Here is a 23,064-nt window from a genome sequence, read left to right on the forward strand (position 1 = left end):
TCAGCTGTTGGTGAGCACGATCTTTCCGAACTGCCCCCCGGACTCCATCCGTTCGAAGCCCTCGCGGGCCCGGTCCATCGGCAGCGCCTCGTCGATGACAGGACGCACACCGGTGGCGGCGCAGAAGGACAGCAGGTCCTCGAGTTCGTCCTTGGTGCCCATCGTGGAGCCGACGACCTTGAGTTCGAGGAAGAAGATGCGGGTCAGTTCGGCGTGCGAGGGCCGGTCACCGCTCGTCGCGCCCGAGATGACGAGCGTGCCGCCGGGCTTCAGCGACTTCACCGAGTGCGACCAGGTGGCGGCGCCGACGGTCTCGATGACGGCGTCGACGCGCTGCGGCAGCCGTGCACCGGACTCCACCGCCTCGACGGCACCGAGTTCCAGGGCCCGCTTCCGCTTGGCCTCGTCGCGGCTGGTGGCGAAGACCCGCAGCCCCGCAGCCTTCCCGAGCACGATCGCGGCCGTGGCGACACCGCCGCCGGCACCCTGCACGAGGATCGAGTCGCCCGGACGTACGCCCGCGTTGGTGAAGAGCATGCGATACGCCGTCAGCCAGGCCGTGGGCAGACAGGCGGCCTCCTCGAAGGAGAGCTCCTTGGGCTTGGGCAGGACGTTCCAGGTCGGCACGGCGACCTGCTCGGCGAAGGTGCCCTGGTAGTGCTCGGTGAGGATGGAGCGGGGCTCCTTGGGGCCGACGCCGTGACCGCTCTGTCCGATCACGGAGTGCAGGACGACCTCGTTGCCGTCCTCGTCGACACCGGCGGCGTCGCAGCCGAGGATCATCGGCAGTTTGTCCTCGGGCAGGCCCACGCCCCGCAGGGACCAGAGGTCGTGGTGGTTGAGGGAGGCGGCCTTGACGTTGACGACACTCCAGCCGTTACGTGCCTCGGGAGCCGGACGGTCCCCCAGCTCGAGGCCGTTCAGCGGCTGGTCGCGGTCGATTCGGGCGGCGTAGACGGCGAACATGACCTTGACGATAGGTGGCGACCCGGACCGACGGAACCGTAAGGCCCTGTGACACACGCCCTCTTGTCAGGGACCACGCGCGGATGCCGGTCGGCACCATCCAGACCCGCCACGCCCTCCAGACCCGCCAGACCCTCCAGCCCGTCCGGCGTTCGAGGACGAGGCCGTTCAGGCCGATACGGGGGTCTGGGGGCAGAGCCCCCAGCACCGGCACCCCCACCGGCCCGCAGCCGCCGACGGCGAGCCGCACCCACAGGCGACGTCCACCCCTCGGATCACCCGCACGGGTGGGCGGGTGGGTAAAAAATGGCCCCGCCCAAACGGACGAGGCCATTCAGCCGACGCGCAGCGTCAACGCCGGGCAACACCCTCGGCCCGAGCCGCAGCCGCAACAGCCGCAGTCACCGCAGGAGCGACCCGCTCGTCGAACGGCGACGGAATCACGTAGTCCGCGGCGAGGTCGTCCCCGACGACCCCCGCCAGCGCCTCGGCCGCCGCGATCTTCATTCCCTCGGTGATCCGAGAGGCCCGCACCTGCAGCGCGCCCGCGAAGATGCCCGGGAACGCCAGCACGTTGTTGATCTGGTTCGGGAAGTCCGACCGACCGGTCGCCACGACTGCCGCGTACTTGTGCGCGACATCGGGGTGCACCTCGGGGGTCGGGTTGGCCATGGCGAACACGAACGCGCCCTCGGCCATCGAGGCGACGGCCGCCTCCGGGACCGTACCGCCGGAGACGCCGATGAAGACGTCGGCGCCCTCGAGCGCCACCTCCAGCGACCCGGCGATCCCCGCCTTGTTCGTGAACCCGGCGAGCTCGCGCTTGACCGGCGTCAGGTCCTCCCGGTCCGCCGACACGATGCCCTTGCGGTCCGCGACCGCGACGTCGCCGATGCCGGCCTCGACCAGCATCTTCGCGATGGCGACACCCGCCGCACCGGCGCCGGAGATGACGGCCCGCAGATCGCCGAGCCCCTTCCCGGTCAGCCGTGCGGCGTTGCGCAGGGCCGCCAGGGTGACGACCGCCGTGCCGTGCTGGTCGTCGTGGAAGACCGGGATGTCCAGCCTCTCCTGCAGCTTCCGCTCGATCTCGAAGCACCGCGGTGCCGAGATGTCCTCCAGGTTGACCCCGCCGAAGGACGGCGCGAGCCGCACCACGGTCTCGACGATCTCGTCCACGCCGGTGCAGGCGAGCGCGATCGGCACCGCGTCGACGCCGCCGAACTGCTTGAACAGAATCGCCTTGCCCTCCATCACCGGAAGGGAGGCCTCGGGGCCGATGTCGCCGAGTCCGAGCACGGCCGTACCGTCCGTCACGACGGCGACGACCGACGACTTCCACGTGTAGTCGTGGACGAGATCGGGCTGCTCGGCGATGGCGCTGCACACCTTCGCGACGCCGGGCGTGTACGCCAGGGACAGGTCGTCCTTGTCACGGACCGGCACGGTGGCCTGCACGGCCATCTTGCCGCCACGGTGCAGCGCGAACGCCGGATCGAAGGAATCGAGGGGCTCGGCCCCGCCGTCCTGATCCGTACTGCTGTCGCTGCGAGGATTGACGATCTCCGCTGCCACTTTGTTTTACCCCTTAAGTCTTCATTGATTGAGGGTGGCCACTCCTGGTGAGGGGTGGGCGGGACCGCGTATGCCCGAAATTTGTTGATGCGTACGGGTCATACGCGACGGGCGCGCCGCACACGCGCCCCGAGCCCCGGATGAGGGGTGTAGAGAACCTTCTTACCGGACACACCGGGCCGAGGACGAGTCCAATCGGTGCAAGCTCACACCGCACGGCCGGAAGGCCACGTCTCGGCGACAAAGAACATCACGAAATATGGGGACACGTCCTCGACGAGGCCTTGACCAGCGGTCGAAGCAGTGATCAACGCCTCGGAGTGCGGGTCCGCATCCCGAGATGCGCCGAAGATCTTGCGGCCGGAACGCCGGATTCCCGTAGATGATCCGGTCATGTTGTACCGAACTGGTGCGATTCGGGGGTGACCCGTTATCTGATTTTGACATGGCTGGTCGTCTGAACGGCTGAGTCCAAATGGCAAGATGCGGTAAACACACGAGGTCGCGACACCCGAAGGTGTGTGTTCTCGTCGACCCATCGGCAACTCCACCCATCCGCCGGAGGAACCCAAAATGACCGCAAGCTCCACCCGTCGTACGACCGCCGCACACTCCCGTCTGGCAGCGGTCGGTGCGATCGCGGTCGCAGGCGCCCTGATTCTCACCGGTTGCGGTGACCAGACGAAGGACAAGTCCTCGGGCAGCAGCAGCGCGGCGGCGAGCTCGGCGCCGCTGGCGGACAAGCTGCCGCAGTCGATCCGCGACACCGGCGTCATCAAGGTCGGTTCTGACATCGCGTACGCGCCGGTCGAGTTCAAGGACAGCTCAGGCAAGACGGTCGGCATCGACCCCGACCTGGCGGCCGCCATGGGCAAGCAGCTGGGGGTGAAGTTCGACTTCCAGAACGGCACCTTCGACACCCTGATCACCGGTCTGCGCTCCAAGCGGTACGACATCGCCATGTCCGCGATGACCGACACCAAGGACCGCCAGGAGGGCATCGACTCGGACACCGGCAAGAAGGTCGGCGAGGGTGTCGACTTCGTGGACTACTTCACGGCCGGTGTCTCGATCTACACCCAGAAGGGCAAGAACACCGACATCAAGACGTGGTCCGACCTGTGCGGCAAGAAGATCGTGCTGCAACGGGGCACGGTCTCCGAGGACCTCGCCAAGGCCGAGGCCAAGAAGTGCACCGGTGGCAAGACGATCTCCATCGAGGCCTTCGACAACGACCAGCAGGCCCAGACCCGCCTGCGCGGCGGCGGCGCCGACGCCGGCTCCTCCGACTTCCCGGTGGCCGCGTACGCCGTGAAGACCTCGGGCGGCGGCAAGGACTTCCAGATCGTCGGCGAGCAGGTCGAGGCCGCGCCGTACGGCATCGCGGTCGCCAAGGACAGCACGCAGCTCAGGGACGCCCTGCAGGCAGCCCTCAACGCGGTCATCGAGAACGGCGAGTACGAGAAGATCCTCACGAAGTGGGGCGTCACGGACGGCGCCGTCAAGGAAGCCGCCGTCAACGGCGGCAAGTGACCGCGGCCGCGGCACTGAAAGGCAACACCCGTGACTGTTGACATCGACAAGACGGACGGGCCGGCGGACACCCCGCCGGCCGGCCCGGAGGCCATCAAGGCCATCCCGGTCCGTCACTACGGACGGTACGTCTCCGCCGTCATCGCGATCGCGCTGCTCGTCGCGATCATCTACGCGTTCTCCCAGGGAAAGATCAACTGGGGCGCGATTCCTGACTACTTCTTCGACGACCGCGTCCTCACCGGCGTGGGCAAGACGCTCCTGCTGACCGTCCTGTCCATGGTGATCGGCATCGCGGGCGGCATCCTGCTCGCGGTGATGCGCCTGTCGAAGAACCCCGTCACGTCGTCCATCGCCTGGTTCTACATCTGGTTCTTCCGCGGCACGCCCGTCCTGGTGCAGCTGGTGGTCTGGTTCAACCTGGGCCTGGTGTTCACGTACATCAACCTCGGTCCGATCTACAAGGACTACTGGTCGAGCTTCATGACGCCGCTCCTGACGGCGCTGCTCGGTCTCGGCCTCAACGAGGCCGCGTACATGGCGGAGATCTGCCGTGCCGGTCTGCTCTCGGTCGACGAGGGCCAGACCGAGGCGTCGCACGCACTGGGCATGAGCCATGCCAAGACGCTGCGCCGGATCGTCATCCCGCAGGCGATGCGCGTGATCGTGCCGCCGACGGGCAACGAGGTCATCAACATGCTCAAGACGACCTCGCTGGTGTCGGTCGTCCAGTACTCCGAGCTCTTCCGCGTCGCACAGGACATCGGCCAGACCTCCGGTGCCCCGGCGGAGATGCTGTTCCTCGCCGCCGCCTGGTACCTGCTGCTGACCTCGGTGTTCAGCGTCGGCCAGTACTACCTGGAGCGGTACTACGCCCGCGGCTCCAGCCGGAGCCTGCCGCCGACGCCGCTGCAGAAGATCAGGGCGAACCTGCTGTCCCTGTCGAACCGTCCGTCGGCAGGAGGTGCCGCATGACCGCCATGGTGAAGTCCGAGGGCGTCCACAAGTCCTTCGGTCCCCTCGAGGTCCTCAAGGGCATCGACCTGGAGGTGAAGACCGGCGAGGTGTTCTGCCTCATCGGCCCCTCCGGCTCCGGCAAGTCCACCTTCCTGCGGTGCATCAACCACCTCGAGAAGATCAACGCCGGTCGGCTGTCCGTCGACGGCGAGCTGGTCGGCTATCGCCAGAAGGGCGACAAGCTGTACGAGCTCAAGGACAGCGAGGTCGCGGTCAAGCGCCGGGACATCGGCATGGTCTTCCAGCGCTTCAACCTGTTCCCGCACATGACCGCGCTGGACAACGTCATGGAGGCGCCGGTCCAGGTCAAGGGCAAGAACAGGGCCGAGGCCAGGGAGCGCGCGAAGCAGCTCCTCGACCGCGTCGGCCTCGCCGACAAGGCCGCCAGCTACCCCATGCAGCTCTCCGGCGGCCAGCAGCAGCGCGTCGCCATCGCCCGGGCCCTCGCCATGGACCCGAAGCTGATGCTCTTCGACGAGCCGACCTCGGCTCTCGACCCCGAGCTGGTCGGCGACGTCCTCGACGTCATGCGCGACCTCGCCGAATCCGGCATGACGATGATCGTCGTCACCCACGAGATGGGCTTCGCCCGCGAGGTCGGCGACAGCCTGGTCTTCATGGACGGCGGCGTGGTGGTCGAGGCCGGCGACCCGCGCGACGTGCTGACCAACCCGCAGCACGAGCGGACGCAGGCCTTCCTGTCGAAGGTGCTGTAGCGGTACGACGGCGAAGGGGCGGTACGGAAGCTGCACAGCTTCCGTACCGCCCCTTCCCGTCTGCCCCTTTCCGTCTGCCCTTTCCCGTTCAGGCCGACAGCGGGGGCCCGGGGGCGGCAGTCCCCGGAACGGTCACTTCAACGCCAGCAACAACGTGTCCGAGGGCGAGCACCACACCGCCCGAGCCTCCCCGAACCCCTTCTCCCGCAGCACCCGTGCGTGCCACGAGGCCGAAGGCATGTCCCCGTCCGCATGGTCGCCGTAGATCTCGAAGCGGCGAGCCGTCGGCCCGGCCAGCACCGGATCCTTGGCGGCGAGCTGCCACCACTCGGCCCAGTCGAGGGCGCCGTCGCGGGTGGCCTGATCCATGCGGGCATGGCGCTGGACGCGCTCGGCCGCGTTGATCCGGGGCGTGGTCTCGTCGATCATGTGGTCGGCGTTCATGAAGACGCCGCCGTGGCGGACGACTTCCGCGACCTGACCGTAGAGGACCGCGAGGGGCTCGCTGTGCAGCCAGTGGAGGGCCGTGGCGGTGAGGACCGCGTCGTAGGTCTCGTACGGCAGCCGTGCGGGCCAGTCGGGGTTCTTGAGGTCGGCCTCGACGAAGGAGACCCGGTCGTCGCCCTCGAAGGTGCCGCGGGCGATGGCGAGCAGGGCGGGGTCGAGGTCGACGCCGGTGCTGACGGCCTTCGGGAAGCGGCGCAGCACACGGGCCGTGATGCTGCCGGTGCCGCAGGCGAGGTCGAGGATGCGCGGTTCGGGCCCGGCGAGGGCCTCGACCATGTCGAGCATGATCCGGAACCGCTCCTCGCGGTCCGGCATGTACCACTCCTGCTGCCGGTCCCAGCTCTCCTGCCAGGCCTGCCAGTCGGTTCCGGTGTCGGTGGTCATGGGAGCCCCCTCTTCGGACGTACACGTAATACCCTGGAAGCACGATCAGCCGTTACCCGACCGCACCCACGACCATAGAGCGCCTCCGTAAGGACTACAAGTGGAACTGGCCTATTACTCGGACTACGCCGTGCGCCTCGTCAACAGCGAGGAGCCGGCCCGGGGCAAGGACTCCCTGACCTCGGTCGAGGCCGTCCGCGAGCTGTTCGGTGCCAACCAGTCGGCCGCCCGGCGCGCCACCGACGCCGACGTGACGCGGTTCCGCTCGGTCCGGGCGCGGCTGAGGGCCGTGTTCGAGGCGGCGGACAAGGGTGACGAGACGCTCGGGGTGGACCTGCTCAACTCCCTGCTGCTGGAGTTCCCGGTGAGCCCGCAGATCTCGGGCCACGACTTCCGGGACGACGACGGGCGCCCGCTGTGGCACATGCACCTCGCGGACCACCCGTCCAACGCGACCGCCGGCTTCGCGGCCATCGCGGCGATGGGCCTGGCCTTCCATCTGACGGAGTACGGCGTCGACCGTCTGGGCCTGTGCGAGGCGCCGCCGTGCCGCAACGCCTACCTGGACACCTCGACCAACCGCTCCCGGCGCTACTGCTCCGACCGCTGCGCAACCCGCGCCAACGTGGCCGCCTACCGCGCCCGCAAGCGCCTGGAGGCCGACCGGTCCGCGAAGACGGGCCTGGCGGCCGACAGCACCCAGCGCGCGACGGCGAACGGCGAGCGCTGATCCGGCTTGAGCGGCCGATAGCGGAAGCGGACCTTGCCCAGGATCAGCTCGTCCGGCACGACACCGTAGTCGTTGCTGTCGCTGCCCGCGAACGCGTTGTCCGCGAGGACCCACCAGCCGCCGTCGCGCCGGTCCGTGGCGCGCTTGACGATGAGCAGGTCCTGCTGGAAGGGATGGCGCAGGACGACGACGTCACCGGGCCTGATCCGCCCCCGGTACAGCACCAGGAGCCAGTCGCCCTGATACAGCGTGGGCACCATCGACGGGCCGGTCACCTCGACCCACCCCAAGGGCTGGACCGCCCGCCCGCCCTCGGTCTCCTGCGACAGCTCCGGCATCCCCGGCACCTCCCCGGTCCGTTCCTCCACCAGTCTCAGTCTGACCCTGGACTTTTGTCCTAAGCCCATGGGGGCACCCGCGAAATAGCCTCTCCCAGGGAGTAATGTCGCACCTGAGAAGACGATCACGAGGAAGGAACGCTCCATGCTTTCCCGCCTGTTTGCCCCCAAGGTCAAGGTCAGCGCACACTGCGACCTGCCCTGCGGTGTGTACGACCCGGCCCAGGCCCGCATCGAGGCGGAGTCGGTGAAGGCCGTGCAGGACAAGATGGCCGCCAACGACGACCCGCACTTCCAGGCTCGGGCCACCGTCATCAAGGAGCAGCGCGCCGAGCTCGCGAAGCACCACGTCTCGGTGCTCTGGAGCGACTACTTCAAGCCCCCGCACTTCGAGAAGTACCCGGAGCTGCACCAGCTGGTCAACGACGCCCTGAAGGCCCTCTCGGCCGCCAAGGCGTCCACCGACCCGGCGACGGGCCAGAAGGCTCTGGACTACATCGCCCAGATCGACAAGATCTTCTGGGAGACCAAGAAGGCCTGACGAACGTCCGGTTCGTCAGGACCGGCGATCGGTGCACCATCGCGGGTCCACGGGCACTCCGAAGGGGCCCGACCGGGAAACCGGTCGGGCCCCTTCGCCTTGTCGCCCGGTCGGCGGGGAGGAAGACCGGGCAGGCCCTGGTGACTTCAGGCGGTGCGCAGCCAGACCGTGGTGTCCGGGGGCAGCAGTCCGTCGTCGTCCAGGGACGCCGAGGCGAGAAGGAGTTCGCGGGCCTCGGGGGGGGCCATCGGCCGGTGGGAGAGGTTGACGGCGCACAGCAGGCCGTGGCCGCGTTCGAAGAGGAGTGTGCCGTCGGGGCTGTCGAGCCAGCGCATGTCGTCGCGGTGCAGGCCCGGGGTGGTACGGCGCAGGCGCAGGGCGTCGCGGTAGAGGTGGAGCATGGAGGCGGGGTCGGCCTCGTTGGCTTCGGCGGTGTACGACTTCCAGTTCTCGGGCTGGGGAAGCCAGGGGGTGGAGCCGGGCGGGCCGTAGCCGAAGGGTGGGGTGTCGCCGCTCCAGGGCAGCGGGACCCGGCAGCCGTCGCGACCCCGGACCGTGTGGCCGGAACGTTCCCAGGTCGGGTCCTGGAGGACGTCGTCGGGGAGGTCCTCGACTTCGGGGAGGCCGAGTTCCTCGCCCTGGTAGATGTAGGCGCTGCCGGGCAGGGCCAGCATGAGCAGGGCCGCGGCGCGGGCGCGGCGGGTGCCCAGAGCCGGGTCGGAGGGCTCGGTGCGGGCCTGCAGCGGGGCGGTCAGGCCGGTGTGGGCGCGGCCGTAGCGGGTGACGTGGCGGGTCTCGTCATGGTTGGACAGGACCCAGGTGGCGGGGGCGCCGACGCCCGCGAGGTCGCTGATGCTGCGGTCGATGACCCTGCGCAACTCCTCTGCCCGCAAAGGGCATTTGAGGAAGTCGAAGTTGAAGGCCGTGTGGAGTTCGTCCGGGCGGAGGTAGCCGGCCAGGCGGCCGGGGCGGACGTGGGCCTCGGCGACGAAGACGCGGGGCTCGGGGTAGCTGTCGGCGAGGGCACGCCAGCCGCGGAAGATGTCGTGGACGCCGTCGCGGTCCCAGTGCGGGTGGTCCGGCCGGTCCTCGTGGGCGATGACGGAGAACTCCGGCAGCCCGAGGTCGGGGAGCGCGGGGTCCTTGGCCATGCCGTGGGCGACGTCGATGCGGAAGCCGTCGACGCCGAGGTCGAACCAGAAGCGCAGGATCGACTCGAACTCGGCGCGGACCTCGGGGTTCTCCCAGTTCAGGTCGGGCTGTTCGGGGGCGAACAGGTGCAGGTACCACTGGCCGTCGTCGGTGCGGGTCCAGGTGGGGCCGCCGAAGGCCGCGTGCCAGTCGTTGGGCGGTTCGCAGCCGTCCTCGCCCTTGCCGTCGCGGAAGACGTATCTGTCCCGCTCCGGGGATCCGGGGCCGGCGGCGAGTGCCTTCCGGAACCAGGCGTGCCGGTCGGAGGTGTGGTTGGGAACGATGTCCAGGATGACGCGCAGGCCGAGTCCGTGGGCCTCGGCGATGACCTGCCGGGCCTCGTCGAGGGTGCCGTACGCGGGGTGGATGTCCCGGTAGTCGGAGACGTCGTAGCCGCCGTCGGCCAGGGGCGACGGGTACCAGGGGTTGATCCAGATCGCGTCGACGCCGAGGTCGGCCAGGTAGGGCAGGCGGGAGCGGAGGCCGGCGAGATCGCCGGTGCCGTCGCCGTCGGCGTCGGCGAAGCTGCGTATGTAGACCTGGTAGATCACGGCGGAACGCCACCAGGGGTCGGGGGATGTGCTCACGTTGTGCCGGGTTCCTGACTGTTCGTCGTGCAGGTGGGGGGTGGGCGGCCTCGCGGCTCGTGTCAGCCCTTGACGGCGCCGTTGGTGAGGCCGCGGACGAAGTACCGCTGGAGGAACAGGAAGACCGCGAGCGGGACGAGCATGGAGAACAGGCCGGCGGCCGTGACGAGTTCCCAGCCGGTGCCCTGCTGGTTCAGCAGGTTGCTGACCGCGATGGTGACCGGCTGCTTGTCGCCGGGGCCCACGAAGACCAGGGCGACCAGGAGGTCGTTCCACACCCAGAGGAACTGGAAGATCGCGAAGGAGGCCAGGGCCGGGGCCGACATCGGCAGGATCAGCCGGTAGAAGGTCTGGAAGTGGCTCGCGCCGTCGATCTTGGCGGACTCGATGACGTCCCTGGGCAGGGTCGCCATGTAGTTGCGCAGCAGGTAGACGGCGAGCGACATGCCGAAGCCGATGTGCGCGAGCCAGGCCGCCGGGAAGGTGCCGTTGAGGTGCACGGAGGCGTACAGCTTGATGATCGGGACGAACGCGACGTAGTTCGGCACGACCAGCAGGCTCACGATGACGATGAAGAGGGTGTCGCGTCCCTTGAACGTCATGAAGGTGAAGGCGTAGGCGGCGAAGGCGGCGATGAGCAGCGGCAGGAACACGGCCGGGAGGGTGATGGCCATGCTGTTGAGGAAGGCCGTGCCCAGGTCGGCCTGTTCGATGGCCTTGGAGTAGTTGCCGGTGGTCAGGTGGGTGAAGCCGCCGGGGTGGGCCAGCAGGGTCCACCAGCCGCTGGAGTTGGCGTCGTCGACGCTGCGGAAGGAGGTGACGACCACGCCGAGGGTGGGCACGGTCCACAGGGCGCACACCAGCAGCACGCTCAGCTTGGTGGGCAGCCTGCGCCGGCGGTTCCTGCCGGGGGGCGTCTTGACGGGGGCCGGTCGCGCCGGTGCGGAGACCCTCTGCGTTGTCTGCGTGGTCATGCCGACTCCTCCGCCCTGAACTGGCGAATCTGGTAGATCATGATCGGCACGATGGCGATGAGCAGCATGACGACGATCGCCGACGCGTAGCCGTAGTTGTAGTTCGTGTAGAGCTGGTTGAAGAACTCCAGGCCCACGACGTTGGTGTTGAAGGACCCGTTGGTCATCACGTACACCACGTCGAAGACCTTCATCACGGTGATGAGGACCGTGACGAAGACGGTGATGATCGTTCCCCTGATCTGCGGAATGACGATCCGCCAGAAGATCCGGCCCTCGGCCGCGCCGTCCAGGCGGGCCGCCTCCAGGGTCTCGGCGGGGACGCCCTTGATCGCGGCGGACAGCAGCACCATGGAGAAGCCCGCCTGTCCCCACAGCAGCATGAGCATGAGCAGCATGCTGTTGGCGTGCGCGGTGCTCTGCTGGAGCCAGGGGACGGGGTCGTGGCCGAAGGCGGTGACGACCCCGTTCAGCAGGCCGGTCTGCTCGGTGCCCGCGGGCTGGGTGGCGTACATGAAGCGCCAGACCGTCGCGGAGCCGACGGCGCTGATGGCCATGGGCAGGAAGATGATGGTCTTGGCCGCCTTCTCCGCGGAGGAGGACAGGCGGTCGGCCAGTACGGCGACGAGCAGTCCCACCGCGATGCAGGTGGCGGGGACCAGGGCTATCCACAGCAGTGAGTTGAGCAGGGTCTGCCGGAAGGCCGGCGTGCCGAGGAGGCTGGTGAAGTTGTCCAGTCCGACGAAGCGTGAGCCGTCGCTGCTCTTGAGGCTGTCGACGACGGTGACGACCGTGGGGTAGACGAGGTAGACGCCGATCGCCGCGACGGCCGGCGCGATGTAGAGGTAGGGCTTGATCCGCTCTTCCCAGCGCCCCGTGAGGGTTTCGGCGAGTCTGTTGAGCACCCAGTAGACGGCCAGGGCGGCGGCGATGCCCGCCAGCACCGTAAGCGCCGTCGAGAGTACTTGGGCCACGACGGTTCCTTCCTCGAGCACGTGGGGATTCGGGTCGAGCGGGCGGGCCGCCGGGAGTGCGTCCCGGCGGCCCTCCGTCGGTGGTCAGGAAGCGGGCCAGCTGGCGTCGATGTTCTTCAGGGCGGTGTCCAGGGACTCCTCGCCCGAGATCCAGGCCGTCATGTCCTTCCAGAAGGTGCCGGTGCCGACCGCGGTGGGCATCGCGTCGGAGCCGTCGAAGACGAAGCCGGTGGAGTCGTAGGCGACCTTGGCGACCGCCTGGGTCGTCTTGAGCGGGTAGGCGGAGAGCGGGAAGTCCTTGTGCGGGGAGATGAAGGACGAACCGTTGCCGGCGGCGGTGGTGCCGAGGTCGGTGGCCGCGAGCAGCTTCATGACCTTGCGGGCCGCGGGGCTGTCCCGGTAGATGGAGGCGGTGTCGCCGCCGCCCTCGACGGGATTCTCACCGTTCGCGGTGGCCGGCGGAAGACCGAAGACGCCGACCTCGGAGTCCAGGTTCTTCTGGACCGCCTTGGGGAAGAAGCCGGTGATGAAACTGCCCTGCTGGTACATGTAGCAGCCGGGCTTGGTCTTGAACATCGCGTTGCCCGCGGTGCCGAAGGCGTTGCTGGCGATGGACTTGCGCTCGCCGAGCACGTTGCCGTCGGTGAAGGCGATCTTCTGGAACTCGGCGGCGGCTTTGCGGACCAGCGGCGAGTCGAACTTGACCTTGTGCGCGACCCATTCGTTGTACTTGTCGACGCCGCCGTACTTCAGGACCAGGTTCTCCAGCCAGTCCGTGGCGGGCCAGCCGGTCGCCGTGCCGGACTCGATGCCCAGACACCAGGGCGTCTTCCCGTCGGACTTCATCTTCGCCGTCAGGGTGTTGAGTTCGGCGAGGGACTTGGGCGCGGTGTACCCGGCCGACGCGAACGCCTTCTTCGGATAGAAGACCAGGCCCTTGACGTTCATGCTGATCATCAGGCCGTAGGTCTTGCCGTTGGACTTGGCGACGTCCAGCGTGCCCGCGGTCATGCTCTTGCTCAGCGTGGGCAGGTCGAGGACGTCGTCCAGCGGGGTGATCTTGCCCTTGGCCGCGAGGTCCTTGATGATGCCCGGCTGCGGCAGCAGCGCTATGTCCGGCGCGTCGCCCGCCTGCACCTTCTGGACGAGCAGCTGGTTGATGTTGTCGACCCGGCGCCACTGGACGGTGAGGCCCTGGGCCTTGGCCTCGGGGGCGAGCTTGGCCTTGAGACCGTCGATGATCGGCTGGTCCATGCTCGTCCAGACCGTGATGGTCTTCTTGTCGCTCGCGGCGCTGCCGGAGCCGGACGAGCAACCGGTGGCGAGCAGGGCGAGCGCACTGAGCGCACTGACACCCACAACCAGCTTCCGTGTGGACATGCGTTCCTCCTTGGCCGGTGCGCAGGTGGCGGGAGGTTCTGCCGTCACGCACCAGTGGTGGCCTCGTCTGCCGGGGCGGGTCTTGCACGAGGCCACCGCGGCGGGTTACTAATTCGGGTTAGTGGGCGAAAGCTAGCCGCCTGCCGTTTCTTGCGTCAAGGACTTGTTACGAGGGAGTTATCCGTGGATGACCACGTGTGCCCGCGGGGCCGGCCCGGCTCAGAGACCGGCGGGTCCACCGGCCGGCGGCGCCGTGGAAGCGCGCAGCACGAGCGGGCAGTGCACCAGGGTGCGCCCGGTCTGCAGGGCGGGCCCGCCCACGGCCAGCTCCTCGGCGGCCAGCCGGCCCATCACGTCGTACGGCAGCCGTACGGTGCTCAGCGCCGGGTGGATCTCGGCGGCGAGCTCGAACTGGTCGTCGTACCCCATGACCGACATGTCCTCGGGCACCCGGACCCCCGCCTCCAGGAGGGCCAGGAGCGCGCCGAAGGCCATCCGGTCGTTGCCGCACATGATCGCGGTCGGCCGGGGGCCGCCGCGCCGCAGCAGCTGCCGCGCCAGCTCGTAACCGGAGTCGGCGTGGTAGTTCCCGGACAGCACGGTGTGCTCCCGGGGGTCGAGCCCGGCGCCACGCAGTGCCTCGCGGAAACCGCGCAGCCTGGCCTTGGTGGCCCAGACGCTGGCCGTACCGGTGAGGTAGGCGATGTTCCGGTGCCCGAGGTCGAGCAGCGCCTGGGTGGCCTCCCGTCCGCCGCGCACCTCGTCGGGCAGGATCGACGGGATGGGGTCGCCCGGGACGAAACAGTTCAGCAGAACCGCGGGGACCCGGGTGGCGTCGTCCGGGAGCGTCACCGCTCTGGTGCCGGCCACGGCGAAGATCAGGGCGTCGGCCTGGCGGTCGAGGAGTTCGCCGACCAGCTGTGCGGCCTGACGGTTCGAGCCGCCGGTGTTGACCAGGAGCAACAGGTTGCCGTGGCGTATCGACGCCTCGTGCGCCCCCTTGATCGCGGCGGCCGCGAACACGCCGAAGTCGACGTCGTGACTGACGAAGCCGATGGTCGCGCTGCGTCCCTGGCGAAGCCCCTGCGCGGCACGGTTGGGGCGGTAGTCGAGTTCGGCGGCCGCTCGCAGAACGCGCTGCCGGGTCTCGTCGCTGATCGTCTGCCCGGCGGTCTGGTTGAGGACGAAGGAGACAGTCGCCGGCGAGACGCCGGCCAGCCGCGCGACATCGGTACGGCGGGTCCGTCTGTCCTTCGGTCGGTGATCTTCATGGGTTGACACGCGGCAAGAGTACGAGATGCCCCCGCCCCCGAGAATCGGTCGGCGCACCGGGCGGCCTCATGTGTTTCATCACGCATTCCACCTTTACGAGAGGTATCTGTGCTATGCCCGCATGGCTCCACTACGCACCCGCGAAGGGCTGGATGAACGACCCCAACGGCCTGGTCCACTGGCAGGGGCGGCACCACCTCTTCCACCAGCACAACCCGGACGGCAACGCGTTCACCAACCAGCACTGGGGCCATGCCAGTTCCCCGGATCTGCTCACCTGGACCGAGCACGAGACGGCGCTCTTCCCCGGCCCGCCCGAAACCGCGCCCTACGACGCGACGGCCTGCTTCTCCGGCTGCGCCGTAGCCCACGACGGCGGCGTCTCGATCCTCTACACGGGTGTCCTCGGCGACGCCCAGCTCCCCTGCCTCGCGCGCGCTGTCGACGACGGGCTGTCGGGCTTCGTCAAGGACCCGGCCAACCCCCTTCTCCCCGCTCCGCCCGCCGCCGACATCACCGAATTCCGTGATCACAGCGTGTGGCACGAGGACGGTGCGGACGGGAGCGGCAGGTGGCGGCAACTGGTCGCGGGTGCGCGCCGGGAGCACGGGGGCTCGGTGTTCGCACTGTCGTCGCCGGACCTGCGGACATGGGACTACGACGGCGTCTTCGTGGACCGGGCCGCCGCGAAGGTACCGGGCGCGGTGTGGGAGTGCCCGGACTACTTCGCCGTGGACGGTACGGGGGCGCTGCTGGTCTCGGTCATCCACGGGGACGACGAGAACGACGAGGAGGGGCACGGGGTCTGGTGGATGACCGGCACCCTGTCGGACGACGGTTTCGAGGTGCGCGAGAGGGGCCTCGCGGACGTCGGCGACCGCTTCTACGCGCCTCAGTCGTACGGGGCCCCGGACGGCCGCCGGATCCAGTTCGGCTGGATCCGTACGCACGAGGACCCGGCCGGCCTCGGCGGTCCGGCGGTGGGCTTCATGTCCCTGCCGCGCGAGCTCTCGATACGGCAGGGTCGCGTGCACTGCGAGCCGGCGGCCGAACTGACGCGGCTGCGGCGCGCCTCAACGCCCCTGCCGACGGGCGGCCCGACCCGCCTCGACGAAGCGAGAACCGCAGGTGAGCTGGTACTCGACGCGGCGGCGGCGGACGGCGTCCGGTGCGTCGCCCTCCGTTCCCCGGACGGAGCCGAGACGACCGTGGACCTGGCGGCGTTCGCCGGAGCCGACGGACCGCTGCGCCTGTTCTGGGACGCGGGCATCATCGAGGTCTACCGCGGCGGCATCGCGGGGACCTGGTCGGACCTGCACGTCGCCGAGGTCGCCGAACTGCGGCTGGACGGCGGCCCGGATGCGGCGGGCGGCCGGGCCCGGCTCTGGGAACTCGCCCGGCCTGACCGCCATGCCGGCCCGGCCGTCTCACCCGACGCCGGATGACGGCACGGCCGGCGGCACGGGGCAGCGGCGGGACGGACGACCACGATCTCCCGTCCGCGAACTCCGCGTCGGCCCCAGCTCACGGCCCGGACACCGACTGACCGCGCGTTTCCGCATCCAGGACCGAGCAGTCCGCACACCGTCCGCCTCCGAAGGGGCCGACCGGGAAACCGGCCGGACCCTTCGGCGTGACTGGTGCCGGACCCCTTCGGCGTATCTAGCGGCCGTCGTGGGAGTCCTGGCCGTCATGCCCGTCGTGGTCGTCCTCCCCCGCCTCCAGCAGCCCCGCCGCCGCGCCCACGATCCGGGGATCCGGGCTGCCGACGACCTCCTCGTCCTTGTCGGAGTAGTCGAAGCGGGCCAGGACGCTGCGCATGGCCTCGACGCGGGCCCGCTTCTTGTCGTTGCTCTTCACCACCGTCCAGGGCGCGTGGTCGGTGTCCGTCTCGCGGAACATGGCGACCTTCGCGGCGGTGTAGTCGTCCCAGCGGTCGAGGGAGGCCAGGTCCATGGGGCTGAGCTTCCACTGTCGTACGGGGTCGACCTGGCGGATGGTGAAGCGGGTGCGCTGCTCGCCCTGCGACACGGAGAACCAGAACTTGATCAGGTCGACGCCGTCGTCCGCGAGCATCCGCTCGAACAGCGGGGCCTGGCGCATGAAGCGGCGGTACTCGTCGTCCGAGCAGAAGCCCATGGCCCGTTCTACGCCCGCCCGGTTGTACCAGGAGCGGTCGAAGAGGACGATCTCACCCGCCGTCGGCAGGTGTTCGACGTACCGCTGGAAGTACCACTGACCGCGCTCGCGCTCGGTCGGCTTCTCCAGCGCCACCACCCGTGCGCCGCGCGGGTTGAGGTGCTCGGTGAACCGTTTGATGGTGCCTCCCTTGCCGGCCGCGTCGCGTCCCTCGAAGACGATGACGAGTCGGCGCCCGGTCTCCTTGATCCAGCTCTGCAGCTTCAGCAGTTCGATCTGCTGGAGCCGCTTGTGCCAGTCGTACTCCTTGCGCTCCATCCGGTGCCCGTAGGGGTAGTTCTCCCGCCAGGTGTCGATCGGGCTTCCGTCCGGGCGGATGAGCACGGGGTCGTCGGGGTCGGTGTAGTCGACCTTCAGGTCGGCCGATTCGGACAGCAGGGGCGGCATGGTCATCCTTGCTCCCGGTCTCAGTGGAACTGCGGCACGATGAGATAGATCCCGTACGCCACCACGGCCGCGCACGCGAGGAAGCACAGGCCGGCCTGCGCGACGCCGAAGGACGAGGCCCCGCCGCCATCCTCCCGCGCCCCTTCGAAACGGGCGAGGCCGAGGACGCCGAGGGCGAAGACGACGACCACGGCGACGGTGACGCCGATGCTCACCGCGGTGACCTGGCCGAGTGCGTTCCAGTCGAGTGTCATGCTGCGAACTCCCCGTGTTTCAGGCGGCCGTGCCGACCGGAGTCGGCGGCGCGGTACGGACGGCGATCTCGTGGTGGTCGTTGACGTTGTTGGCGTGCACCGGGTTGCGCCGCGAGAGGAGGACGATGCCCGCGGCGACGGCGGCACCGATCAGGGCGACGACGACCGTGCCGAAGTTGCCGCCGTGCTTGACGGCGCTCGCGGAGACGCCGCCGACCAGCGCGGCCGAGGGCAGGGTGATCAGCCAGCCGACCACCATCTTGCCCGCGACGCCCCAGCGGACCTCCGCGAGGCGCCGGCCCAGGCCCGCGCCGAGGATGGAGCCCGAGGCGACCTGCGTGGTGGACAGGGCGAAGCCGAGGTGGGCGGAGGTGAGGATGACGGTCGTGGACGCCGTCTCCGCGGCGAAGCCCTGCGGGGACTGGATCTCGGTCAGGCCCTTGCCCATGGTGCGGATGATCCGCCAGCCGCCCAGGTAGGTGCCGAGACCGATGGCGAGACCGGCCGAGGCGATGACCCACACCGGCGGGCCGGCGTCGTGGCCGAGGGCGCCGGCGGAGATCAGGGTCAGCGTGATGACGCCCATGGTCTTCTGCGCGTCGTTGGTGCCGTGGGCGAGCGAGACCAGCGAGGCCGAGGCGATCTGGCCGAGCCGGAAGCCCTTGGTCACCGACTGCTTGCGGCCGCGGGCGGTGAGCTTGTAGGCGAGGTAGGTGGCGATCAGGGCGGCGATCCCGGCGACCAGCGGCGAGGCCAGGGCCGGGATCAGGATCTTCTCGACAACCTTGTCGAAGTGCACGCCGTGGGCTCCGGCGCCGACCCACACAGCGCCGATCAGCCCGCCGAACAGGGCGTGCGAGGAGCTGGACGGCAGCCCGACCAGCCAGGTCAGCAGGTTCCACAGGATCGCCCCGACGAGCCCCGCGAAGATCATCCCCGGACTGACGAGGGTGTCGTCCACGATGCCGCCGGAGATCGTCTTGGCGACCTCGGTGGACAGGAACGCGCCGACGATGTTGAGGACGCCGCTGATGAGCACCGCGGTCTTCGGCTTGAGCGCGCCGGTGGCGATGGACGTGGCCATCGCGTTCGCGGTGTCGTGGAATCCGTTGGTGAAGTCGAAAGCGAGGGCCGTGACGATGACGACCGCCACGAGGAACGTGATGTGGTCCATTCCCACATGGGAACAAGCGCTTTCGTACAGCAGGCGAACGCGAGGCAAAGCGCCGTCCAGGACCAGGCACCCGGCCGGTGAGGATCGTGCGATGCTGACGTGGTGAACCGTGAGGATCTGGTACGGCTGCGACAGGCACGCGACCGCATGGACCGCGAGTACGCCGAGCCCCTCGACATCCCCGCCCTCGCCCGCACCGCGCTGATGTCGCCGGGGCACTTCCAGCGCAGCTTCCGGGAGGCCTACGGCGAGACCCCGTACGGCTATCTCATGACCCGCCGGGTCGAACGCGCCAAGGCCCTCCTGCGCCGCGGCGACCTGACCGTGACGGAGGTCTGCATGGCGGTGGGCTGCACCTCCCTCGGCTCCTTCAGCGCCCGCTTCACCGAGTTGGTCGGCGAGACACCGAGCTCCTACCGGGCTCGCTCGCACGAGGAGAGCGCGGAGATCCCGCCCTGCGTGGCGCGGGCGTACACGCGCCCGACGCGGGCGTATCGCCGCTGACGACCGTAGGTTGGTCCCATGGACCTGAAACTGAACAACTGTTTCATCGCCGTCGACGACCACGACAAGGCGATCGCCTTCTACTGCGACGTCCTGGGCCTGGAGATCCGCAACGACGTCAAGTACGAGGGGATGCGGTGGGTGACCGTCGGGTCGCCGCTGCAGCCGGACGTGTCGATCGTCCTGGAGCCGCCCGCGGCGAACCCCGACCTCTCCCCCGCCGACCGGGAGGCGATGGAGCGGCTGCTGGCCAAGGGCGTGCTGCGTGGGGTCAACTTCACCACCGAGAACTGCGACGCCCTCTTCACCCGCGTCCAGGAATCGGGCGCCGAGGTGATCCAGGAGCCCACGGACATGCCGTACGGGGTCCGGGACTGCGCGTTCCGGGATCCGGCGGGGAACATGCTGCGGTTCATGGAACGAGCCGCGTGAGCCCAAGCCCACGGACCCTGTGGACCTACGCCTTCATCGACCGCCCGGCCGACCTCTTCGGGCAGGCGGGTGAGTTCTGGACGGCCGTCACCGGCACTCGACTGTCCGAACTCCGAGGTGAGCAGAAGGAGTTCGCAACCCTGCTCCACGACGGGGCCGACGCCTGCCTCAAGGTGCAGGGGGTCGCATCCGGCCCCGGGGGCGCGCATCTCGACTTCCCCGTCGACGACGTGGAGCGGTTCGCGAAGTCGGCGGTGCGGCTCGGGGCGGAGGTGATCGCCGATCAAGGGACCCTGGTCGTACTGCGGTCCCCCGCCGGGCAGTTGTTCTGCACCCAGCCGTGGGACGGTGCCTCCGTCCGGCCGCCCGTCGTGCGCGGCAGCCGCCTGGACCAGGTGTGCGTCGACGTCGCGCCGTCCGCGTACGACGCCGAAGTCGCGTTCTGGAGCGGCCTGTTGACCGACTGGCAGTCACTGCCCGGCTCGCTCCCCGAGTTCCACGTACTCAGGCCGCCGACGGGCCTCCCGATCCGTATCCTCCTCCAGCGGCTCGGCGAGGAACGCCCGGCCACCGCCCATCTGGACCTGGCCTGCGCCGACATCGAGGCGACCCGCGCCGCCCACGAACGGCTCGGCGCGAAGACGGTTGCCACCGGCCGCCACTGGACGGTGATGCACGACCCGACCGGCGGCACGTACTGCCTGACGGGCCGCGATCCGGAGACGGGCGGGCTGCCCGACAGCACGTGACGCACCGGCCGTTACGGCGACTTCTCGGCCGGGCCGGGGACCCTGGTCACAGCCGCAGCCGTGCCGCCCGCCCCCGCAGATAGCGCTGTTCGGGCAGGCTCAGAGTCCCCGCGGCCGCGGACTCGTAGGCGGAACAGGCCAGTTCGTACGCGCCCGCGCGCTCCAGCAGGTGGCCGCGGACCGCGTCGACGCGGTGGCCCAACTCCGGTTCCATCTGGTCCAGTTCGGCGAGCCCGGCCGCCGGACCATCCACCATGGCGACGGCCACGGCGCGGTTGAGGCGTTCGACGGGTCCCGGAACCAGACGGACCAGCACCTCGTAGAGACCGAGGATCTCCTGCCAGTCGGTCGCGGCCGCGGACGGTGCCTCGTCGTGCACGGCGGCGATGGCCGCGCGCACCCCGTAGGGGCCCGCGCCGCCGCGGGACAGCGCCCGGACCACCAGCGCGACGCCCTCCTCGATCGCGGCCTTGTCCCAGCGGGCGCGGTCCTGTTCGTCGAGGGGCACGAGCTCGCCGTGCGGGCCGGTGCGCGCCTCCCGGCGGGCGTCGGTGAGCAGCATCAGGGCCAGCAGACCGGCCACCTCCCCGTCGTCGGGCAGCAGACGGTGGACGGTACGAGTCAGCCGGATCGCCTCACCGGCCAGTTCACGGCGCTGCAGGACCGCTCCGGACGTCGCCGTGTAGCCCTCGTTGAAGATCAGGTAGAGCGTGTGCAGAACGGCGGGCAGCCGGTCCTCCCAGTGGTCCGGCCGCCCGAAGCGCACGCCCCGCACCTTCTGCTTGGCGCGGCTGATGCGCTGCGCCATCGTCGCCTCGGGGACCAGGTACGCGCGGGCGATCTCCGCCGTGGTCAGGCCGCCGACCGCGCGCAGGGTGAGCGCGATCTGGGCGGGCGGGGTGAGGTCCGGATGGCAGCACAGGAAGAGCAGCGTGAGGGCGTCGTCCTCGCGGGGCGCCCGGTCGGCTCCCGGCGGCGGGGCGGTGAACGCGTCGCGCGGAGTGAGCGCCGCCGCCCGCTCCTCCCGCGCCCGCCGCGCCGAGTCCGACCGCAGCGCATCCGTCAGCCGCCGCGAGGCCACCTTGATCAGCCACCCGCGCGGGTTGTCCGGCACGCCCGCCGACGGCCACTGCCCGGCCGCCGCCAACAGCGCCTCCTGTACGGCGTCCTCGGCGGCGTCGAAGTGTCCGTACCGGCGCACCAGCGCGCCGAGGACCTGCGGCGCGTGCAGGCGCAGCAGGTCCTCGACCTCGGTGGTCGGGCGCATCAGGGCTCAGACGTCCCCGGAGCCGTCGTCGATGGGCCGGATCACCACCGGGTAGGCGGGCGCCCCGGCGGGCTGGGGGCATTGGAGGACGCGCTCGGCGATCTCCGTGACGCGCTCCAGGCTCGCGCAGTCCAGGACCCAGTAACCGGCCAGCAGTTCCTTGGTCTCGCTGTACGGGCCGTCGGTGATCACGCTCTTGCCGTCGTCGCCCAGGCCGACCAGCCGGGTCTTCGCCGGCGCGGCCAGGCCCTGTCCGTCGATCATCTCGCCGGTCTCGGCGAGGTCGTTGTTGAGGGCGCCCATGAAGGCGTACATGGCCTGGACCTGCTCCTGGGTCCAGGCCGGAGAGTTCGGCTGGGCCTTGCCCTGCATGGCCTCGTAGTCCGCCTGCGTGCCCTGCACCATCACCAGGTACTTCATGATTCCGCTCCTTCGGCTCTCACCGCCCGTGGTGGGCGGCTCTCACGGGGGACGTCGGAGCCGGGCCGGGATTCTCGACACCGGATTCAGGAAATTCTCGACGCGGGTTCAGGATTCTTGCGGGGCCGCCTCTCCGGGCTCCTCCTCGGCTTCGGCGCCCTGGGCGGCCGATGCCTCGCACTCGGGGTTGCGGCAGGGGCCGGGCACCCACCGCGGGACCCACGCACCCAGGGTCTTGTGGCGCTTGATGATCGTTTCCACGGGCTGTCCGCAGGCCGGACAGACGGATTCTGAGCTGTCCATGCCCTCAGCGTAGGCCGGTCAGCGCCCGCGCGCGTATGTGCGGACGAGGACGCCGTTGCCGAACATGCGCACCGACTCGAGCGTGAAGTCGGTGACGGAGAAGCCGGCGCCGAACATCGGCATGCCCGAGCCGTAGACCTGCGGGTAGGTCTTGACCACCAACTCGTCGATCTCGCCGAGCAGTTCACCGGCGAGCTGCGAGCCGCCGCACAGGTAGATGCCGAGCTCGCCGTCCTCGGCCTTGAGCTCACGGACCTTGCCGACCAGGTCCTGAGCGATGATCTCGACGTGCGGGTCGGGGGACTCCTTCAGGGTGCGCGAGGCGACGTACTCGCGCAGGTGGGCGTAGGGGCTGGTGATGCCCTCCCGCAGCGCGACGTCGTAGCTGGCCCGGCCCTGGATGATCGTGTCGAACCTCTTGTTCGGCAGGTCGTCGATGCCGAGGGGGCGGCGGCCGTGGGTCGGCAGGGTCTCGGGGTACTCCCCCGTGAGGAATCCGAAGAACTCCTCGTCGACGAAGGCGAGCATGGACGAGGCGTCGCCGCCCGGGTCCCCGATGAACCCGTCGATGGAGCAGGCGACGAAGTAGGTGAGCTTTCGCAAGCTGTTCTCTTTCCGTAGGCTGCGGATTCGTGTGAACCACTTCGTTTGTAGTGCTTCAGTTGTAGTGCTTCACTTGTAGTGGTTGCA

The 23,064-nt window shown here is 69.5% G+C and carries 25 protein-coding genes; 9 read left to right on the forward strand and 16 right to left on the reverse strand.

Translation table 11 applies throughout. The features are described from left to right. Both OG303_RS18070 and OG303_RS18075 read right to left on the reverse strand, forming a co-directional pair. Positions 1–966: a zinc-binding dehydrogenase gene (locus tag OG303_RS18070; protein WP_405869426.1), complete on the reverse strand. Its 966-nt coding sequence runs from the start codon at positions 964–966 to the stop codon at positions 1–3. Between the two features lie 351 nt (positions 967–1,317). Beyond that, positions 1,318–2,541: an NADP-dependent malic enzyme gene (locus tag OG303_RS18075; protein WP_405869427.1), complete on the reverse strand. Its 1,224-nt coding sequence runs from the start codon at positions 2,539–2,541 to the stop codon at positions 1,318–1,320. 573 nt (positions 2,542–3,114) lie between these two features. On the opposite strand from OG303_RS18075, the gene OG303_RS18080 reads away from it, so the two are divergent. The 3 genes from OG303_RS18080 to OG303_RS18090 are packed head-to-tail and all read left to right on the forward strand — an operon-like array spanning position 3,115 to position 5,807. Then, on the forward strand, positions 3,115–4,074 hold the full coding sequence (locus OG303_RS18080) for an ABC transporter substrate-binding protein (protein ID WP_405869428.1): 960 nt from the start codon (positions 3,115–3,117) through the stop codon (positions 4,072–4,074). A gap of 30 nt (positions 4,075–4,104) precedes the next feature. Further along, positions 4,105–5,049, forward strand: a complete 945-nt coding sequence (locus OG303_RS18085; RefSeq protein ID WP_405869429.1) for an amino acid ABC transporter permease — start codon at positions 4,105–4,107, stop codon at positions 5,047–5,049. After that, positions 5,046–5,807 (forward strand): amino acid ABC transporter ATP-binding protein, encoded by a 762-nt coding sequence (locus tag OG303_RS18090; protein WP_405869430.1) that lies wholly within the window; start codon positions 5,046–5,048, stop codon positions 5,805–5,807. Before OG303_RS18085 ends, OG303_RS18090 begins: the two co-directional genes overlap by 4 nt. Positions 5,808–5,939: 132 nt before the next feature. On the opposite strand, the gene OG303_RS18095 is transcribed toward OG303_RS18090, so the two are convergent. Then, the gene (locus OG303_RS18095) at positions 5,940–6,698 is read right to left on the reverse strand and encodes a class I SAM-dependent methyltransferase (RefSeq protein WP_405869431.1); all 759 of its coding nucleotides are present in this window, start codon (positions 6,696–6,698) and stop codon (positions 5,940–5,942) included. Positions 6,699–6,798: 100 nt separating this feature from the next. Between OG303_RS18095 and OG303_RS18100 the strand changes: the two genes are divergently transcribed. Then, positions 6,799–7,428, forward strand: a complete 630-nt coding sequence (locus tag OG303_RS18100) for a CGNR zinc finger domain-containing protein (RefSeq protein ID WP_405869432.1) — start codon at positions 6,799–6,801, stop codon at positions 7,426–7,428. On the opposite strand, the gene sodX is transcribed toward OG303_RS18100, so the two are convergent. After that, on the reverse strand, positions 7,332–7,766 hold the full coding sequence (sodX, locus tag OG303_RS18105; RefSeq protein ID WP_405877328.1) for a nickel-type superoxide dismutase maturation protease: 435 nt from the start codon (positions 7,764–7,766) through the stop codon (positions 7,332–7,334). The two genes, OG303_RS18100 and sodX, sit on opposite strands and share 97 nt — an antisense overlap. 145 nt (positions 7,767–7,911) lie before the next feature. Here sodX and sodN point away from each other — a divergent pair, with 145 nt between their 5' ends. Next, complete coding sequence (gene sodN, locus OG303_RS18110) at positions 7,912–8,307, forward strand: superoxide dismutase, Ni (protein WP_005480378.1); 396 nt, start codon at positions 7,912–7,914, stop codon at positions 8,305–8,307. A gap of 146 nt (positions 8,308–8,453) precedes the next feature. On the opposite strand, the gene OG303_RS18115 is transcribed toward sodN, so the two are convergent. From OG303_RS18115 to OG303_RS18135, 5 genes are all read right to left on the reverse strand, one after another. Beyond that, positions 8,454–10,085 (reverse strand): glycoside hydrolase family 13 protein, encoded by a 1,632-nt coding sequence (locus tag OG303_RS18115; protein WP_405869433.1) that lies wholly within the window; start codon positions 10,083–10,085, stop codon positions 8,454–8,456. Between the two features lie 62 nt (positions 10,086–10,147). Beyond that, positions 10,148–11,059 carry a carbohydrate ABC transporter permease gene (locus OG303_RS18120; protein WP_405869434.1) on the reverse strand — a complete coding sequence of 304 codons (912 nt, stop codon included), beginning with the start codon at positions 11,057–11,059 and terminating at the stop codon, positions 10,148–10,150. After that, complete coding sequence (locus OG303_RS18125) at positions 11,056–12,033, reverse strand: carbohydrate ABC transporter permease (protein ID WP_405869435.1); 978 nt, start codon at positions 12,031–12,033, stop codon at positions 11,056–11,058. The genes OG303_RS18120 and OG303_RS18125 overlap by 4 nt, the downstream gene beginning before the upstream one ends. Positions 12,034–12,117: 84 nt before the next feature. Beyond that, a complete protein-coding gene (locus OG303_RS18130) occupies positions 12,118–13,413 on the reverse strand; it encodes an ABC transporter substrate-binding protein (protein WP_405869436.1) in 1,296 nt (431 codons plus the stop codon). Between the two features lie 219 nt (positions 13,414–13,632). Then, the gene (locus tag OG303_RS18135) at positions 13,633–14,694 is read right to left on the reverse strand and encodes a LacI family DNA-binding transcriptional regulator (RefSeq protein WP_405869437.1); all 1,062 of its coding nucleotides are present in this window, start codon (positions 14,692–14,694) and stop codon (positions 13,633–13,635) included. 104 nt (positions 14,695–14,798) lie between these two features. On the opposite strand from OG303_RS18135, the gene OG303_RS18140 reads away from it, so the two are divergent. After that, positions 14,799–16,130 carry a glycoside hydrolase family 32 protein gene (locus OG303_RS18140; protein WP_405869438.1) on the forward strand — a complete coding sequence of 444 codons (1,332 nt, stop codon included), beginning with the start codon at positions 14,799–14,801 and terminating at the stop codon, positions 16,128–16,130. A gap of 217 nt (positions 16,131–16,347) precedes the next feature. Here OG303_RS18140 and ppk2 read toward each other — a convergent pair whose 3' ends face one another. From ppk2 to OG303_RS18155, 3 genes are read right to left on the reverse strand one after another with little or no spacing between them, the layout of a single operon-like run. After that, positions 16,348–17,271 carry a polyphosphate kinase 2 gene (ppk2, locus tag OG303_RS18145; protein WP_405877330.1) on the reverse strand — a complete coding sequence of 308 codons (924 nt, stop codon included), beginning with the start codon at positions 17,269–17,271 and terminating at the stop codon, positions 16,348–16,350. A 20-nt stretch (positions 17,272–17,291) separates the two neighbouring features. After that, entirely contained in the window at positions 17,292–17,525 is a 234-nt protein-coding gene (locus OG303_RS18150) for a hypothetical protein (protein WP_405869439.1), read from the reverse strand. A 19-nt stretch (positions 17,526–17,544) separates the two neighbouring features. Then, on the reverse strand, positions 17,545–18,699 hold the full coding sequence (locus OG303_RS18155) for an anion permease (RefSeq protein ID WP_405869440.1): 1,155 nt from the start codon (positions 18,697–18,699) through the stop codon (positions 17,545–17,547). A 102-nt stretch (positions 18,700–18,801) separates the two neighbouring features. Here OG303_RS18155 and OG303_RS18160 point away from each other — a divergent pair, with 102 nt between their 5' ends. From OG303_RS18160 to OG303_RS18170, 3 genes are read left to right on the forward strand one after another with little or no spacing between them, the layout of a single operon-like run. Further along, positions 18,802–19,203 carry a helix-turn-helix transcriptional regulator gene (locus tag OG303_RS18160; RefSeq protein WP_405869441.1) on the forward strand — a complete coding sequence of 134 codons (402 nt, stop codon included), beginning with the start codon at positions 18,802–18,804 and terminating at the stop codon, positions 19,201–19,203. Between the two features lie 18 nt (positions 19,204–19,221). Further along, positions 19,222–19,635: a VOC family protein gene (locus OG303_RS18165; protein WP_405869442.1), complete on the forward strand. Its 414-nt coding sequence runs from the start codon at positions 19,222–19,224 to the stop codon at positions 19,633–19,635. Beyond that, complete coding sequence (locus OG303_RS18170) at positions 19,632–20,384, forward strand: VOC family protein (protein ID WP_405869443.1); 753 nt, start codon at positions 19,632–19,634, stop codon at positions 20,382–20,384. Before OG303_RS18165 ends, OG303_RS18170 begins: the two co-directional genes overlap by 4 nt. Positions 20,385–20,430: 46 nt before the next feature. Here OG303_RS18170 and OG303_RS18175 read toward each other — a convergent pair whose 3' ends face one another. The 4 genes from OG303_RS18175 to OG303_RS18190 form a co-directional block, all read right to left on the reverse strand. Beyond that, positions 20,431–21,651 (reverse strand): RNA polymerase sigma factor, encoded by a 1,221-nt coding sequence (locus tag OG303_RS18175; protein WP_405869444.1) that lies wholly within the window; start codon positions 21,649–21,651, stop codon positions 20,431–20,433. 6 nt (positions 21,652–21,657) lie between these two features. Next, positions 21,658–22,071, reverse strand: a complete 414-nt coding sequence (locus OG303_RS18180) for a YciI family protein (RefSeq protein WP_405869445.1) — start codon at positions 22,069–22,071, stop codon at positions 21,658–21,660. Between the two features lie 108 nt (positions 22,072–22,179). Continuing rightward, complete coding sequence (locus tag OG303_RS18185; protein WP_405869446.1) at positions 22,180–22,374, reverse strand: hypothetical protein; 195 nt, start codon at positions 22,372–22,374, stop codon at positions 22,180–22,182. Positions 22,375–22,392: 18 nt separating this feature from the next. Further along, a complete protein-coding gene (locus OG303_RS18190; RefSeq protein WP_405869447.1) occupies positions 22,393–22,977 on the reverse strand; it encodes a dihydrofolate reductase family protein in 585 nt (194 codons plus the stop codon). Positions 22,978–23,064: the final 87 nt, after the last annotated feature.

It is taken from the genome of Streptomyces sp. NBC_00005, from assembly GCF_045160215.1.
Lineage (GTDB): Bacteria > Actinomycetota > Actinomycetes > Streptomycetales > Streptomycetaceae > Streptomyces.